The organism is Streptomyces sp. Ag109_G2-15 (assembly GCF_900215565.1).
In the GTDB taxonomy this organism is placed as follows: Bacteria; Actinomycetota; Actinomycetes; order Streptomycetales; family Streptomycetaceae; genus Streptomyces; species Streptomyces diastatochromogenes.
In genome coordinates, this window is the sequence record NZ_OCNI01000001.1 from 5,714,241 (window position 1) to 5,727,969 (window position 13,729).

Consider the following 13,729-nt stretch of genomic DNA (forward strand, 5'->3'; position numbering starts at 1 on the left):
GCAGAGGAGCCCATCCATGCCAGCCGACACGTGGTCGGAGCTCTTGGTGCACTCCGAGCGGCTGACCGCGCTCTATACCGAGCTGCCGCCCTTGGAGCACCTCGTCCTCAGGTCGGTCCACCTGAGCCCCTACGGCCCCGGTGTGACGTTGCGGGTGGAGCTTCCGCGCTTTCCGGACCGCGCTCCCGTGACGTGGACCGAGGCGGGCTGCGACCGGTTCGAGGCCCAGATCGAGTTCCTGGCCGTGGGCGAGGATTTGCGGATGCGGGGCACTCCCGACCGCACCGTGGTCGACATCGAGCTCAGCCCCCTCGTCCAGGTCTACGAACGCCGGATCAGGGTCGCGGTGCACGGAGCGGGATTCTCGCTGGACTTCACCGCCTGGGCTGGCCTCAAGGCTGACCATCTCAACGCCTATCGCTCCAACGACGCGGACCTCGATACCGCTCGGCGCTGGTTCGAGAGCCGCGTCGACCAGCACCTGCACCAGGTACTGCCTCCCACGACCGCGAAGACGTTCTATGAGTGACCACGACTGGTCTGCCGAGGTGACCAATCCCGAGACGGTCCGCGACGTTCTCGGCTCACCCCCGCCACCGCTGACGGACTACCACCTGGACTCCGTCCTCATCGACGAACGCGCAGCGTCAGTCACCTTGAGGTTCTCCGCCTTCGCCGTCCCGGACGGCGCCGCGGACCTGTGGCAGGCGCGAGGCCACAACGCGGTCGAGTTCGTCCTGGTCTGCATCGGCGTGAAGAACTTCGAGGTGAACGGCTGGTCCGGCTGGCCCACAACCACCGCCACCCTCGCGGGGAACACGGTCGTGCTCGCCGGCCAGGACAAGCGCGTGTCCTTCGAGGCCACCGAGATCCGCGCTGAGTGCCCCGTCGGACGCCTGTGGAACCGATCGCAGTGACATCACTCGCCGGTCAAGATCGGATTGGCGCACCAGGAGCTTCACCCGCGAGGTGAAGGCCACAGAGGTTCGACAGGGCCCCCGGCATGGGACAACACTGCAGGTCAGCGACACCAAGCCCATCATGATTGGCCATCAGCATCTGCCGCCTATGAAAGGGCGAGGTTAGGAGTTCGATCCGAGCCCGCTCCGGCTGCTGCTGCCGACTGGTGCGACGGCTGGGCAGACGCTGGTGTACGCCCCTGTCTGGTGTCGTTGATGTCAGCGGTGGATGTCAGGAGCCTTCTGATTCGTAGCTCTGCGGTGATCGGTGGCTGTCGGACATAGCGGGCGCGCTGATACCTCCGTGGGGCACTGCTGGACGAGGAAGGCCGTTGTAAATGCTGCACTCCGCTGCCGTACCGATCGGTGGCCTGTCGTGCCCTACTTGAAGCGGGAGTCTTTGTTCTGCGCCGCGTCGGCACATCCCTGGATCCAGTCCTTCGCGATCAACTTGTGGTCCGGGGCCATGAGCGAACGCCTCCGCAGCAAGGCATCGCAGTCCGCCTCCACCTGCTCACGACTCCGGTCGTCTGTAGGCATGAGCGCTCCTCCGAAAGCGTCGTAGCCCTTGGTGTAGCTGTACTTGTCCACATCGGAGCTGCCGGAGTGCTTGACGACGACCAAGGCAACGACCAGAACGGCGACTCCTATCACTACGCCCATGACGATCTGGCGGACGAGGTACGACACTTCACCCTCCTCGGCGGGCCGGGGATCCTCACCTCCCTAGTATCTGGAGAAGCCTTAGTTCAACAGTGCCCGAGGGGGAAGTGCAACGACACCTATAGCTCCCCGGCGGGCTGAACATGCGAAGTGCACGGGTTGCCACCCGACGCGTGGGCGCGCACCCCGTACAACGTAGGGGTCGCCACCGGCCCGGCCGGGCTGCTGGTGATCGATCTGGACGTGCCCAAGCCGGGAAAGGAAGAAGGAGCGCCCGACGGCGCCGCTTCTTTGCAGGCGCTCTGCGAGCGCACCGGCGAGGACCTCCCACCCACCTACCAGGTGCGGACCCCGAGCGGGGGCCGCCACCTGTACTTCACCGCCCCGTCTGGCGGGAAGCTGCCCAGCAGCGTCAACCGGCTCGGGCCGCACATCGACACCCGCGCCTGGGGCGGCTACGTCGTCGCCCCCGGAAGCACCACCCCCGAGGGTGCCTACGAGGTGCTGGACGACGCGCCCGTGGCCGCGCTGCCGCACTGGCTGGCCCCGCTGCTGATCGAGCCGTCCAGGCCTGCCGTGGCGCTCGCGCCGCTGCTCGTGCAGGAGGCGGTCACCCGGCGGGCCCAGGCGGCGCTGGATCGTGAGGTGGCCGCGGTAGCGGGCACCGGCGAGGGCGGCCGGAACACCCGGCTGTTGGAGGGCGCCCGCGCGCTGGGGCGGTTCGTCGCCTGGGGCGAGATCCCGCGGGACGTGGTGGAGGAGGCGTTTCAGGCGGGGGGAGAGGTGGCTGGGCTGTCTGCGGCCGAGTGCCGGGCCACCCTCCGCAGCGCCCTGGATTGGTCCATCCGCACCTGCCGGCCCAGGGACGCCGCATGACCCCCCGCCCTGAAAAGCAGACCCGATCCACCGCACCCGGTTCGCACCCGGCCCAGGGCGGCGCCGTTGAGGGCCGTGGCACGAAGAACGACGGCCGCCAGGCCGTCCTTTCAGTTCTTCGTTCTGACCCGCACCCGGCCGCCTACGGACGCGCCCCGAGCGAAGACCCGACGCCGGACCAGCCCGGGATCCGGATCTACGCCCCGCCCGTCTACCGCCATCACTACGACGGCGCCCGCTGGTCCACGTGCTACGGCGCCGCCCCCACCGCCGCCTACGCCTGCACCTGCGGCCAGACCGGCACCGCCACCGGACAACAGGCGGTGGCCGACCTGGTCACCGAGTACGAGGCACACAAGCACTTCTGCACCGGCAGGCCCGGCACGCACAACGAAAGGAGGAACGCCGCATGACCAGCGTCAACCCGCCCGCCCCGTCCATCGACGGCGCCGCCCTGCTCGATGAAGTCGAAGCCTTCCACCGACGCTTCAACATCTTCCCCACCGAATCCGCCTACGTCGCCGTCACGCTGTGGGACGCTCACGCCCACCTGATCGACGCCTTCGACGGCACCGCCCGCCTCGCCTTCCTGAGTCCCGAGCCGGGCTCGGGCAAGTCCCGCGCCCTGGAGATCGTGGAGACCCTCACCCCGCGCGCGGCCACCACCGTCAACGCCTCCGCCAACGCCCTCTTCCGGCTCGTGGAAGCCGACGGCGGGACACCGACGCTCCTGTTCGATGAGATCGACACCGTCTTCGGCCTGAAGGCCGGAGGCAACGAAGAGGTCCGCGGGTTCCTGAACTCCGGCTACCGGCGCGGAGCCAAGTCCCTGCGCTGCGTAGGAGACGGCTCCAACCAGAGCACCGAGTGGTTCTCCTCGTTCTGCGCCGTCGCCATGGCCGGACTCGGCTCCCTCCCGGACACGATCCTGACCCGCTCGGTCATCATCCGCATGCGCAAGAAGGCCCCCAACGAGAAGGCCGAACCGTACCGTCGGCACGTCCACGAGAAGCAGGGCCACGCCCTGCGCGACCGGCTCGCCGACTGGACCGCCACCGTGCACGACGAAGTCGCCGAAGCCTGGCCCGAGATGCCCGAGGGCGTCTCCGACCGGCCTGCCGACGTGTGGGAACCCCTCCTCGCCGTCGCCGTCGCCGACGCGGCCGGCGGCCACTGGCCCGAGCGCGCCCGCGCCGCCTGCGTCGAACTCATCAAGGCCGCCCAGGAAGGCGACGAAGCCTCCCTCGGGGTCCGCCTGCTGACCGACCTGCGCGACAAGGTGTTCTGCGGCGCCGACCGCATGCCCACCGCCGCCATCCTCGAAGTCCTCCTCGGACTCGATGACGCCCCCTGGGCCGACCTGAACGACGACGGCAAGCCACTCACCGCCCGGGGCCTGTCCAAGCTCCTGAGCCAGTACGTCCGGCCCGACAACACCCCGATCCGGCCCCGGGGCATCCGGGTCGGCAGCGGCACCCCGAAGGGCTACTACGCCGACAACCTGACCGACGCCTGGGCCCGCTACTGCCCCCCTCCCCCCCCCCGAGAAGTCCGCAACATCCGCAACAGCCGCAACACCGCAGGTCAACGAGGGTGAATCCGTGGCGGAAACCCCCACGGAGAGCCGCCACGCGCACGCGGAAACCGGCACACGCCAACTGCGCATCGCAGGCTGACCAGCCCCGACCCCCAACGTGCCGCCGCGCACCGCGCGGCGGCACCTATCCGCAACACAATCGGCATCCGCCACAAACCCAAGCTGCTGACCAGCAATGTTGCGGCGTGGCGGATGTTGCGGATTCTCCAGAAGACCCACAGACGTTGCTGAGCAAAGCAGAAGAGAGGACGGCGGCATGGGTGCCGGCGCGCGAGACGACAAGCTCACGCTCGCGGAGATCTGCAAGGACCTGAAGGTTTCCCACTCCACCTTCTATGACTGGCGCGCGAAGGGCCGCGCCCCTCGCTGCATCAAGCTGCCCAACGGTGACATCCGGGTTCGGCGCAGCGATTACGAACACTGGCTGGACGATCGGGAGGACGCCGCCTGATGGATGGCACGACGTACAACGTCAAGATCTGGAAGACGGCGGTCTACAAGGGCAAGCGCAAGACCACCCACACGGTGCGCTGGGAGCTGGACGGCAAGGAGTGGCGAGCGCCGTTCGACACGAAGGCACTCGCGGACGCCTTCCGCTCCGAGCTGGTCAGTGCCACGCGCCGTGGCGAGGCATTCAGCCTCGCCACGGGCCGCCCTGTCTCGCATCAGTCCGGGGCGAGCGCGGTGAACTGGTACGACTTCGCCGTCCAGTTCGCGGACGCTCAGTGGCACCGGACCGGGGGGAACAACCGCAAGAACACGTCAAAGGCGCTCATGGCGACCACCGTCGCTCTGCTGCGCACACCGCAGACCGCGTTCCGGCCGGTCGACCTGCGCACGGCGCTGCGGGAGTTCGCGTTCAACACGCGACGCCGGGAGGACGCTCCACCCGAGATGGCCACCATCCTGAAGTGGGTGGAGCGCAACACCCTGACCATGGCCGCATGGGAGGACCCCGCCAAGGTTGACGAGGTGCTTCTGGCCGTCGGCTCGAAGTTGGACGGCACGCGCGCCGCGGCAAGCTCCGTCAAGCGCAACCGGCGGATCCTGAACGTGGCCATGGAGTACGCCGTCAAGCACCGGATTCTGCGGACCAACCCCCTGCCGAAGGGGAGAGGGGCGGCGCCCAAGACGTCGTCCGCGGTCGACAAGAGGTCTCTCCTCAACCCGGAGCAGGCGGCGCGCCTGCTGGGGTGGGTACGTCGGCGCCCCCGCGGCGGCAAGCGGCTGCACGCCTTCTTTGCCACGATGTACTACGCCGGGCCGCGCCCGGAGGAGGTTGTGGCGATGGACGTTGCAGACGTCCGTCTTCCCGATGAGGACGCCGAGGACCAGTGGTGTGAGCTGTTGTTCCACACGGCTCAGCCGGAGGTCGGGAAGAACTGGACGGATGACGGCGAGATCCACGAAGAGCGGGGGTTGAAGGGGCGTGCCTCGGACGACACCCGCGTCGTGCCGGGGCACCCGTCGCTGACGCGGATCCTGCGTGAGCACATCAAGGCAGAGAGTCTGAAGTCGGGGGATCTGCTGTTCCAGGGCGAGAAGGGCGGCCTGCTCGCGGGGTCGGTCATCCGCCGGGCATGGCGGAGCGCTCGCGCGGAAGTGCTCACCCCGGAGGAGTTCGCGTCGCCGCTCGGTAGGCGGGTGTACGACCTGCGGCACACCTGCTTGACCAACTGGCTCAACGACGGCATCCCGCCGGCGCAGGTGGCTGAGTGGGCGGGCAACAGCGTCCCCGTGCTGCTGGCCATCTACGCCCGATGCATCTCCGGCCACCTTCGGGACCTGAAGAAGCGGATCCTGGCGCGCGGGGATCTACCCGAGATCTGACCATTCGTATGGTTCCGTTGGCCTCTACGTGAGGGCTGGCGGAACCAGACGGACCCTAGTCGCACGTCGGCATGTCAGATGTGTCGAAGTCTCCGACGGGAGACAGAAGGGCGGCGGGGTACCAATAGTTGCCTGCCGCAGCTTTGATCCACACCGCCCCCTTCGAGTCCTTGCCGACGCATTCGAAGTCATAGCTGTTTCCTGGCCAGACCTGGTCTCCAGACAACAGCGGCATGCCCCCCGGCTTGCCAGCTGAATAGAGCAGGTTCTCGCCCTCGACGTAGAACGGGTACGTCTCTCGCCCGTCCGAGTCGTAGAGGTGGTAGGCCCACGATCCGACGGGAAGCACGAGCGCCACGGCGAGAGCCCCCCATAGCCATCGCACTTTCTTTTCGGCGGTGTCGGTAGTCGCTGCCCGTTCGATGGTGAGGAACTGCGCCGCCACCAGCATGGTGAGCACGACCATCACCCAGACGGGGAGTGCTGCGGCGCCAACGATGGCTCCGACGCCCCCGGAGATCAGTCCAATGACGATTGCCGCCGCGTCTCGCCGTGCGGGTGAGGCGAAGAAGCGCCGCACCGCAGTCTTGAAGCGGGCAGTAACCGAGGCGGGTGGGGCACCGTCGCCGCCCGTCGAGTCGTCTGGCATCTTGCCTCTCCTGCTCTCAGCGCTAGCGGTGAAAATGGCTACCGAGGGAAGACGTACCCCGCTCATGGCTACAGGACGGTCGAACCTTGGCGGCCGCCCGCCGCGGCTGCCGGGGTCGTGCTTGGTGGCCGCTGCTTCACCCGACACGGACCCCAGGCCGTGACCTTGTCGATGGCAGCGAGGATCAGCTCAGGCACGGTGGTGAGAGCACTGTCCGGGTCGACGAGACTTCCCCGCGTATTCACGCCACCCGCAGAAACCCGGTGACAGCCGGACAGCGCCGGACTCTCCCCGCGATCACCGGGGCGGGTCCGGCGCTCTTTTGTGAGGAGCCGCACCCCTCCTGACCAGCAAAAAGCCCTCCCGATGGGAGGGCTGAGGCTGGGCGCCCCCGGCAGGACTCGAACCTGCGGCCAAGCGCTTAGAAGGTGCATCGCCGCTTCGCCCGTAAGGGTCCGCTGACTTAGGCATTCCTACGGCTCGTCGACGCTTTAACCGCCAACTTCGACACGCACTTGACACGCTGTCTCCAGGCCGCGCGGACGGTCCTCAGGGCTTCGTCCGGACGCAGCACAGAAGCAGCCATCAGCAGGGGTACCAGGTCAGATGTCCAGTGCACTCAGCTCACGCCGAAGAACGACACGAGCAGCTCGGGTCGCGTCTCCATGTGCCTGCCTTGCCGTTTGGTAGCTCGCTGAGGTCAGCGTGCTACCGGAAGCGAGTATCTCGCGTACCTCTCGCAGCGAGTGATATGACGCGTCGATCGCTGACATCACCGCGTCGGTTGCTGTGAGGATCAGCCGTTCACGTGCCTCGTCACATCCCGACGCCTGGAAGAGCTGTCGGATTTTAGCCGCTCTGGCCTGCGGACTCGCATGATCTTCGTCAGCTGCCAACCGCATGGCCTCGTGCGCCCTCCGAAGGGAGACGAGACAGTCCACGTACAAGTTCCGGCGGTCTTGCAGCCTGTTGTCCCTGGTGGTGCGCCGCCAACGCACATGTTCGCCGACCAAGGTGGCCCCCACTCCCAGTACAGCCCCAAGCCCCGTCCCGACCAGTGTCGTCCACTCCACGGCAAGGAATCGTGCCATACGGGGAACTGCGGGATCACCGCCTTGTAAGTTCGATCGGAAGGCTTGCATGGAGCCCCGGCGCCCTTGCTGGTCCAGCGTTCGCGATCGCCCAAGGCCGCCTGCCTGCACGGCTGTTGATGTCAGCTGGTGGCGTCAGGCTGGATGGCGTGATGGAGCGCGTTGAGGCAGAGCTGTTCACTGACGGTGGCAACGACGCCGTGATTCGCCTGTCCGGGCGGAGGTTCCCCGGCGTACTCATCCAGGGCGACTCCCTTCGCATCCTCCGCAGCGATCTGGCCGAGGTGGTGGAGGCGTGCGAGCGCGGCGACCTGGCCGACGCCCGAGACTCCGCCGGCCAGGGCGCTTCTCACCTGCGGCGACCATCCATGGGCGTTCGCGGGTGTCCGCCGCTGTGCGCGGGTGCTGTCACGCAGTTGGACACTCACCGACCCATGAGGCGGTGTCGTAGGGCTCGGTTAAGTTGCCCGCATGATTGACAGGGATCCGCTTGTGCCGACACTCTCCGGCCTGCTCGTCGACGTCGTGTGGTGGCTGGAGAGCTGCGGGGACGATGAAGTGGATCCCGACTCCGCGGTGAAGATGATGGAGAGCGTGGGCTGGGTGCTCCTGCAACTGCCCCCAGATCAACGCCCAACGGCTCTTGCAGGTACTCGCGGACCTGGCCGAAGCGGAGCAGGACCCTGCACGGCGCGAGTTCCTGAGTCGTTCCCCTAGTGGCTGTCTGTGCCGCTACGGCGATGTAGCGCGCTTCCTGAGCCGGGAGAATCGTCGCCAGGCCACCAGCAAGTTGATCAGGAGCAGAGCTGATCCCGCGATGGGCCAGCCTACGGATCCACCGTCGTGGTAGGTCTCGATACCTCCGGACAGCAGCAGTGCACCGACCACCGGGCCGCCCACGAGGTCGAGGAGAATGTTCACCTGCCTCGCGATTCTCGTGAGGAGGATGTCCATCCGCCCCGCGATCTGTGCAAGGTTGGCCACGGCTTGATCGTGACAGGCGGCCGCCCTGGCTGCCAAGGGCGAGGTCCTCGCCACAACCTGCGCGCCCCTTGATGCGAACCATGGGCACGGTGGTCGCTGAGGACTGTCGGCGCTGTCTGCCAGTATCCAGGACCATGATGGGCGCACCTGCTTGGAAGCGACTGACTGAACTGCTGCCGCCTCCCGAGTCGCCGTGGTTGGGGCGGAGGTCGTGGGAGGAGCTCTTCTCTCTTCTGGGAACCGAGTAGCCCACGGAGTACGTCCGCCTGATGACCACCTACGGCGCCGGCACCTGGGGTGACTGGTTGGGTTTCTGGGCACCGCTGGACGACGGCCCCGTCGGATTGATGGACGGAGGGCCGCGCATGGCCGGCGGCTACCGGGAACTCAAGGGGAAGTCCCCGGAGAAGTACCCCTTCCCTGCATGGCCTGAGGCCGGAGGCGTACTTCCCTTCGCCATGTCGCCCGGCGGTGACTTCCTCTGCTGGCTTGTTGATGGGCCGGCCGATGAGTGGCCTCTGGTGCTTTGGCCGCGTAACCACAACCAGGCCCGGCTGAACGGCGGACTCCTCGACACGTTGGTGGCCTGGCTGACCGGCGAACTGGACGAACCAGGGCTGCCTGCCTGGGAGGGCGACGAGGATGAAGACGAAGAGGACACATCCGATGGCATCCTCTTCGAGCCGTGGCCCCAGGAAGTCCGCGATGCATCAGGTCCCAGAAGCTGAGCATGCGATTACCGTGGCCCCGCTCAGCCTGGCTCGAAGCGGCAAAGGGCCTCTGACCTGGGGCGCGGCCCGCGTATCGAGGCGGTGACCGGTGGCGCTGGGAAAGCCGGATCTTCAACAGGGCGTACGACGAAGCGCCTGCTCATGAGCGGCCCGTCTACGGGGCATTGAACTCCTGCCTCTGAGCTGTGCGAAAGCCGTTCCGAGGGGCCTTTGGGCTCTTACGGTGGCGTTAAGGGAATGCTCAGGCTCCGCTGAGGTAGATAGCGTTCCCGGTATGACGAACGACGAGATCCGGCCCGCCCGGGACGCCGACGTGCCGGCCGTGAAGGCCGTGACCGACGCGGCGTACCACCACTACATCGAGCGGATCGGAGTGGTGCCGCAGCCCATGGAGGCGGACCACGGGGCGAACGTGACCGCGGGCAGGGTGTACGTGTTCGGGGAGCCGGTGGTCGGGCTCGTCGTCGTCGAGGCGTACGAGGATCATTTGCTCCTCGACAGCATCGCCGTCCATCCCGACGCGCACGGCAAGGGGGTGGGGCGGCGCCTGCTGGAGTTCGTGGACGCACGCGCGCGTGCGCTCGGTCTGCCCGAGGTCAGGCTCTACACGAACGCGCTGATGTGGGAGAACCAGAAGATCTACCCGAGGTTCGGTTACGAGGTCGTGGAGCGGCGCGTGGACGGCCCGTACGACCGCATCCACTACCGGAAACGGCTGGTCTGACACGGGAAAGGGCCGGTCCGGTCAGCCGTCCGGCCACCAGGTGCGTGCGATGTCCTTGCGCACCTCCGGACGCGCCGCGGGGCGCTCCTCCGCCTCTTCGCGGATCCGGCGGCTGTCGGTCCTCTTCAGGGGCTTGTGCACGGTCATGCGGCGCATGGCTGCCTCCTTCAGTGCCCACCTGGATCCGTGGTGTCACGGAGGTAGACCCTTTGGGCGAGAGTTCCTCATCGGTGCCGGTCTGTCAGTGGCGGCTGTCACGTCGGGACTGTCAGTGGCGGGTGTCACTCTTGGGGAATGACGAACGAGAGTGAGCACTTGGTTGCGATGGGTGCCGGGGTGGACTGGGACGCCGAGGCGGCCGCCTTTGACGACGAGCCGGACCATGGCCTGCGCGCACCCGAGGTCAGGGCCGCCTGGGCGGCCCTGCTCCGGTCCTGGCTGCCCGAGCACCCCGCCGACGTCCTCGACCTCGGCTGCGGCACCGGCAGCCTGTCGCTCCTCGCGGCCGAGCAGGGACACCGGGTGACCGGGGTCGACAGTTCGCCGGCCATGGTCGAGCGGGCCCGGGCCAAGCTCGCCGGGCGCGACGCGGTGGTCCTGCACGGGGACGCTGCCGCTCCGCCGGTGGGGGAGCAGCGGTACGACGTCGTCCTCGTCCGGCATGTGCTGTGGGCGCTGCCCGACCCCGCGCGCGTCCTGCGGCACTGGCGCACGCTCCTGCGTCCCGGCGGCCGGTTCGTGCTGGTCGAGGGCGTCTGGGGGACCCTCACCCCGGTCGGCATACCCGCCGACCGGCTCACCGTCCTCCTGGAGCCCGTCGCCGGGAGCGTGCGCGTGCAGCGGCTGTCCGACGAGCCCGTGTTGTGGGGGAAGGCCGTGGACGACGAGCGGTACGTGGTGGTAGCGACGGTGTAGGTGGTGTAGCCGGGCGGCCTGCAGAGGCTCAGGCCAGCAGCTTCTCGAAGTCGCCCTCGCGGGCCAGTGCCTCCAGTTCGTCCAGGGCGGCGACGGCGGCGGACGCGGCCTCCGGGTCCGTCTCCGCCAGCCCGCTCTCGGCGAACTCGTCCTCGTCCAGACGTCGTACGTCCGTGCCGTCGGCGGAGCGCCACAGGTCCAGGTCGAGGTCCTCGACGACCAGCTCGGTGCCGGACAGGACGGCCGGGCGGGTGATGTCGCAGTACCAGCCCTTGACGGTGCCGTCGCCGGCCCGGACCTCCTTCACCGAGTACCAGCGGTCCCGCCAGTAGTGCTCGGTGAACACGTCGCCGGCCTCGAAGCGCACGAAGCCGAAGTCGCGGGCGCCCTCGCCCGCCCACGGGGCGCGGATGGAGACGCGGACACCGTCGTCGGCCAGCAGCTCCGCGGGATAACGGATCTTCGTACGGCCGCCCTTGACCAGGACGACCTCCACCCGGGCCGTGGTCTCAGCCGAGTTCGCGGACATAGCGCACCTCCGTCGCGCAGATCTCGTACCCGAGCCACTTGTTGATCGCGATCATCGGGTCGTTGCCGGCGTCGTTGCCCGTGAACGCCTCGGTGAGGCCGGCGGCGCGGGCCCGGTACAGGGAGTGGATCTTGGCGAGCTTGGCCAGGCCACGGCCGCGGTAGGCCCGAGCCGTGCCGGTCATCGCGGTGGAGTAGCGGGTGGCGCCGTCGGTGTAGGCCACGCTGAAGGCGACCGGGCGGCCGTCGACGACCGCGGCCATGGTCAGCTCGGGGTGCAGCAGCGGATGCCGCCACGACTGCTCCAACCAGGCGTCGTAGTCCGTGAACTCGATGTCGATCTCACCGGGTTCGTCCGACACCGTCTCCGCGTCCAGCTCGAACAGCGGCCGCGGGTCGTCCGCAAAGTCGGCGGCCGTACGCAGCTCCACGCCCGGCGGGATCTCCGGGAGCGGCGGGAGGGCGCCGTTCGCCAGGTCGAGGCGGAGGAAGTGCGCGGGGCGGCCCTGGGTGTAGCCGTGCTGTTCGGCGAAGGCGCGGTTGGCGGGCTCGTCGAGGACCCAGGTGTACAGCTTGGTCGCGTCCACGGCGGCCAGATGCTCCTCGGCGGCCCGGGCGAGGAGCCGGCCGGCACCGCGGTGGGTCCGGTCCGGGCGCACATAGATGTTGAGGTACCCCTGGCCCGGCTCCGTGCTGTCGTGTGCCAGCGAGACCCCGGCCGCGCCGATCACCTCGCCGTCCTCGACCGCGATCAGCGCGCGGAAGCGGGCGTCGGGGTGGCTGTTGGTGAGCATGTGGCGGACGGAGTCCGAAGTGAACAGGATGTACGGGAGGGCGAGATGGCGGACCCGGGCAAAGCCCTCGGTGTCGGCCTGGACGTCGGGCTGCAGGTCGCGCACGATCACAGTCATGAGGAGGCACCGTACGGGGAGAGGGGCTGGGGATGCCTCTGATTTTCCGGTGGGTACGGGACAATCGGCCTTGTGAGCCTGAAGATCCATATCGATGACAGCGCGCCGCCGTACGAGCAGGTGCGGGCGCAGATTTCCGAGCAGGCGCGGTCCGGGGTGCTGCCGGTGGGGTACCGGCTGCCGACCGTGCGGGGGCTGGCCGAGTCTCTGGGCCTCGCGGTGAACACGGTGGCCAAGGCGTACCGGGCTCTGGAGAGCGACGGGGTGATCGAGACGCGGGGGCGCAACGGAACGTTCGTGGCTGCCGCCGGCTCGGCCGCGGTGCGTGAGGCGTCCCTGGCTGCGCAGGCTTACGTGGAGCGGGTTCGGCGGCTGGGGCTCACCGAGGATGAGGCGTTGGCCGGGGTGCGGGATGCCCTGCGCGCGGCTTATGGGGAGTGACGGGCGGCTAAGGGCGTGTTGAAAGCGCGCCCGGTGTGCGCGTCACCGTAAGACTCGCTCTCGTCGCCGCCCTCCCGAACGTCACCGCGTCCTCCACCGCAGCTCCGCCGGGATCGTTGTTGAAGTACGCGTACACGTCACACGCGTCGGACCAGGTCGTCGCGATGCGGTCCACCCAGGTCTCCAGGGAGCGTCGGCCGTAGCGCGGCCACGGCTGGGCGCGGCCCTCGTGGAAGCGGACGTAGCCCCAGTCGGTGGTGCGCCACAGCGGGGTGACCGGGTGGGCCTGGACATCCGCCCAGCACAATGCCGCGCCCCGGGACTCCAGGACCGTGCGCGCCTCGGGCGTCCACCACGAGTCGTGGCGCGGCTCGACCGCGATCCTCGTGCCGGAGGGGAAGCAGGCGAGGCAGGCGTCCAGCAGGGGCGGGTCCGCGCGCAGGGTCGGCGGGAGCTGGAGGAGGACCGGGCCCAGGCGGTCGCCCAGGCCCGCCGCGTGGGTCATCAGGCGGTGGACCGGTTCCTCGGGGTCCTTCAGCCGCTTGATGTGCGTGAGGTACCGGCTGGCCTTCACCGCCACGACGAAGTCGTCCGGCACCCGCTCCCGCCAGGCCTCGAAGTTCTCCCGCGTCGGCAGCCGGTAGAACGCGTTGTTGATCTCCACCGTGGCGAAGCGTGTCGCGTACTCCTCCAGCCACAGCCGGGTCGGGCAGTCGCCCGGGTACAGGACCCCCCGCCAGTCCTTGTACTGCCACCCGGACGTACCGACGAACAGGCTCATACCTCCATCAAAGCACCCAAAGTCACCAGCTACAGATACGGCAGCAACT

At 68.5% G+C, this 13,729-nt stretch carries 18 protein-coding genes and 2 pseudogenes; 13 read left to right on the forward strand and 7 right to left on the reverse strand.

Going from position 1 to position 13,729, the window contains the following annotated elements; genetic code table 11:
• Window positions 1-16 precede the first annotated feature (16 nt).
• Window positions 17-529, forward strand: a complete 513-nt coding sequence (locus tag CRP49_RS25720; protein WP_179851747.1) for an Imm50 family immunity protein — start codon at window positions 17-19, stop codon at window positions 527-529.
• Window positions 522-917 carry an Imm50 family immunity protein gene (locus tag CRP49_RS25725; protein WP_097255534.1) on the forward strand — a complete coding sequence of 132 codons (396 nt, stop codon included), beginning with the start codon at window positions 522-524 and terminating at the stop codon, window positions 915-917. The genes CRP49_RS25720 and CRP49_RS25725 overlap by 8 nt, the downstream gene beginning before the upstream one ends.
• A 423-nt stretch (window positions 918-1,340) precedes the next feature.
• Here the strand turns inward: CRP49_RS25725 and CRP49_RS25730 are convergent, their stop codons facing one another.
• On the reverse strand, window positions 1,341-1,649 hold the full coding sequence (locus CRP49_RS25730; RefSeq protein ID WP_097255535.1) for a hypothetical protein: 309 nt from the start codon (window positions 1,647-1,649) through the stop codon (window positions 1,341-1,343).
• A gap of 132 nt (window positions 1,650-1,781) precedes the next feature.
• Between CRP49_RS25730 and CRP49_RS25735 the strand changes: the two genes are divergently transcribed.
• The 5 genes and pseudogenes from CRP49_RS25735 to CRP49_RS25755 all read left to right on the forward strand — a co-directional run bounded on the left by CRP49_RS25735 (window position 1,782) and on the right by CRP49_RS25755 (window position 5,925).
• Window positions 1,782-2,498, forward strand: a complete 717-nt coding sequence (locus CRP49_RS25735; RefSeq protein WP_257033485.1) for a bifunctional DNA primase/polymerase — start codon at window positions 1,782-1,784, stop codon at window positions 2,496-2,498.
• Window positions 2,495-2,911 carry a hypothetical protein gene (locus CRP49_RS48020; protein WP_257033486.1) on the forward strand — a complete coding sequence of 139 codons (417 nt, stop codon included), beginning with the start codon at window positions 2,495-2,497 and terminating at the stop codon, window positions 2,909-2,911. The genes CRP49_RS25735 and CRP49_RS48020 overlap by 4 nt, the downstream gene beginning before the upstream one ends.
• Window positions 2,908-4,174, forward strand: a pseudogene (locus CRP49_RS25745) (DUF3631 domain-containing protein). Before CRP49_RS48020 ends, CRP49_RS25745 begins: the two are co-directional and overlap by 4 nt.
• Before the next feature lie 177 nt (window positions 4,175-4,351).
• The gene (locus tag CRP49_RS25750; protein ID WP_097255537.1) at window positions 4,352-4,546 is read left to right on the forward strand and encodes an AlpA family transcriptional regulator; all 195 of its coding nucleotides are present in this window, start codon (window positions 4,352-4,354) and stop codon (window positions 4,544-4,546) included.
• A complete protein-coding gene (locus CRP49_RS25755) occupies window positions 4,546-5,925 on the forward strand; it encodes a tyrosine-type recombinase/integrase (protein WP_097255538.1) in 1,380 nt (459 codons plus the stop codon). Before CRP49_RS25750 ends, CRP49_RS25755 begins: the two co-directional genes overlap by 1 nt.
• Before the next feature lie 55 nt (window positions 5,926-5,980).
• Here CRP49_RS25755 and CRP49_RS25760 read toward each other — a convergent pair whose 3' ends face one another.
• A complete protein-coding gene (locus CRP49_RS25760; RefSeq protein ID WP_097255539.1) occupies window positions 5,981-6,574 on the reverse strand; it encodes a hypothetical protein in 594 nt (197 codons plus the stop codon).
• A 1,243-nt stretch (window positions 6,575-7,817) separates the two neighbouring features.
• On the opposite strand from CRP49_RS25760, the gene CRP49_RS49170 reads away from it, so the two are divergent.
• Window positions 7,818-8,144 carry a hypothetical protein gene (locus CRP49_RS49170; protein ID WP_373560367.1) on the forward strand — a complete coding sequence of 109 codons (327 nt, stop codon included), beginning with the start codon at window positions 7,818-7,820 and terminating at the stop codon, window positions 8,142-8,144.
• Window positions 8,145-8,397: 253 nt separating this feature from the next.
• Here the strand turns inward: CRP49_RS49170 and CRP49_RS25775 are convergent, their stop codons facing one another.
• On the reverse strand, window positions 8,398-8,649 hold the full coding sequence (locus CRP49_RS25775) for a hypothetical protein (protein WP_257033487.1): 252 nt from the start codon (window positions 8,647-8,649) through the stop codon (window positions 8,398-8,400).
• A 269-nt stretch (window positions 8,650-8,918) separates the two neighbouring features.
• On the opposite strand from CRP49_RS25775, the gene CRP49_RS25780 reads away from it, so the two are divergent.
• The 3 genes and pseudogenes from CRP49_RS25780 to CRP49_RS25785 all read left to right on the forward strand — a co-directional run bounded on the left by CRP49_RS25780 (window position 8,919) and on the right by CRP49_RS25785 (window position 10,104).
• On the forward strand, window positions 8,919-9,377 hold the full coding sequence (locus CRP49_RS25780) for a hypothetical protein (RefSeq protein ID WP_097255540.1): 459 nt from the start codon (window positions 8,919-8,921) through the stop codon (window positions 9,375-9,377).
• 71 nt (window positions 9,378-9,448) lie between these two features.
• Window positions 9,449-9,550 (forward strand): annotated as a pseudogene (locus CRP49_RS46000) (DUF3626 domain-containing protein); the annotation flags it as partial.
• Window positions 9,551-9,654: 104 nt separating this feature from the next.
• On the forward strand, window positions 9,655-10,104 hold the full coding sequence (locus CRP49_RS25785) for a GNAT family N-acetyltransferase (protein ID WP_097255541.1): 450 nt from the start codon (window positions 9,655-9,657) through the stop codon (window positions 10,102-10,104).
• A gap of 21 nt (window positions 10,105-10,125) precedes the next feature.
• Here CRP49_RS25785 and CRP49_RS48025 read toward each other — a convergent pair whose 3' ends face one another.
• A complete protein-coding gene (locus CRP49_RS48025) occupies window positions 10,126-10,260 on the reverse strand; it encodes a hypothetical protein (protein WP_097255542.1) in 135 nt (44 codons plus the stop codon).
• A 138-nt stretch (window positions 10,261-10,398) separates the two neighbouring features.
• Between CRP49_RS48025 and CRP49_RS25795 the strand changes: the two genes are divergently transcribed.
• Window positions 10,399-11,019 carry a class I SAM-dependent methyltransferase gene (locus tag CRP49_RS25795; protein ID WP_097255543.1) on the forward strand — a complete coding sequence of 207 codons (621 nt, stop codon included), beginning with the start codon at window positions 10,399-10,401 and terminating at the stop codon, window positions 11,017-11,019.
• Between the two features lie 28 nt (window positions 11,020-11,047).
• Here CRP49_RS25795 and CRP49_RS25800 read toward each other — a convergent pair whose 3' ends face one another.
• Together CRP49_RS25800 and CRP49_RS25805 are read right to left on the reverse strand one after the other, a co-directional pair.
• A complete protein-coding gene (locus CRP49_RS25800; RefSeq protein WP_097255544.1) occupies window positions 11,048-11,548 on the reverse strand; it encodes a DUF402 domain-containing protein in 501 nt (166 codons plus the stop codon).
• The gene (locus tag CRP49_RS25805) at window positions 11,529-12,458 is read right to left on the reverse strand and encodes a GNAT family N-acetyltransferase (RefSeq protein ID WP_097255545.1); all 930 of its coding nucleotides are present in this window, start codon (window positions 12,456-12,458) and stop codon (window positions 11,529-11,531) included. Before CRP49_RS25805 ends, CRP49_RS25800 begins: the two co-directional genes overlap by 20 nt.
• A 72-nt stretch (window positions 12,459-12,530) precedes the next feature.
• Between CRP49_RS25805 and CRP49_RS25810 the strand changes: the two genes are divergently transcribed.
• Window positions 12,531-12,899, forward strand: coding sequence for a GntR family transcriptional regulator (locus tag CRP49_RS25810; RefSeq protein ID WP_097255546.1), 369 nt, complete (start codon window positions 12,531-12,533; stop codon window positions 12,897-12,899).
• A gap of 7 nt (window positions 12,900-12,906) precedes the next feature.
• Here the strand turns inward: CRP49_RS25810 and CRP49_RS25815 are convergent, their stop codons facing one another.
• Complete coding sequence (locus tag CRP49_RS25815; protein ID WP_097255547.1) at window positions 12,907-13,680, reverse strand: DUF72 domain-containing protein; 774 nt, start codon at window positions 13,678-13,680, stop codon at window positions 12,907-12,909.
• Window positions 13,681-13,729 lie beyond the last annotated feature (49 nt).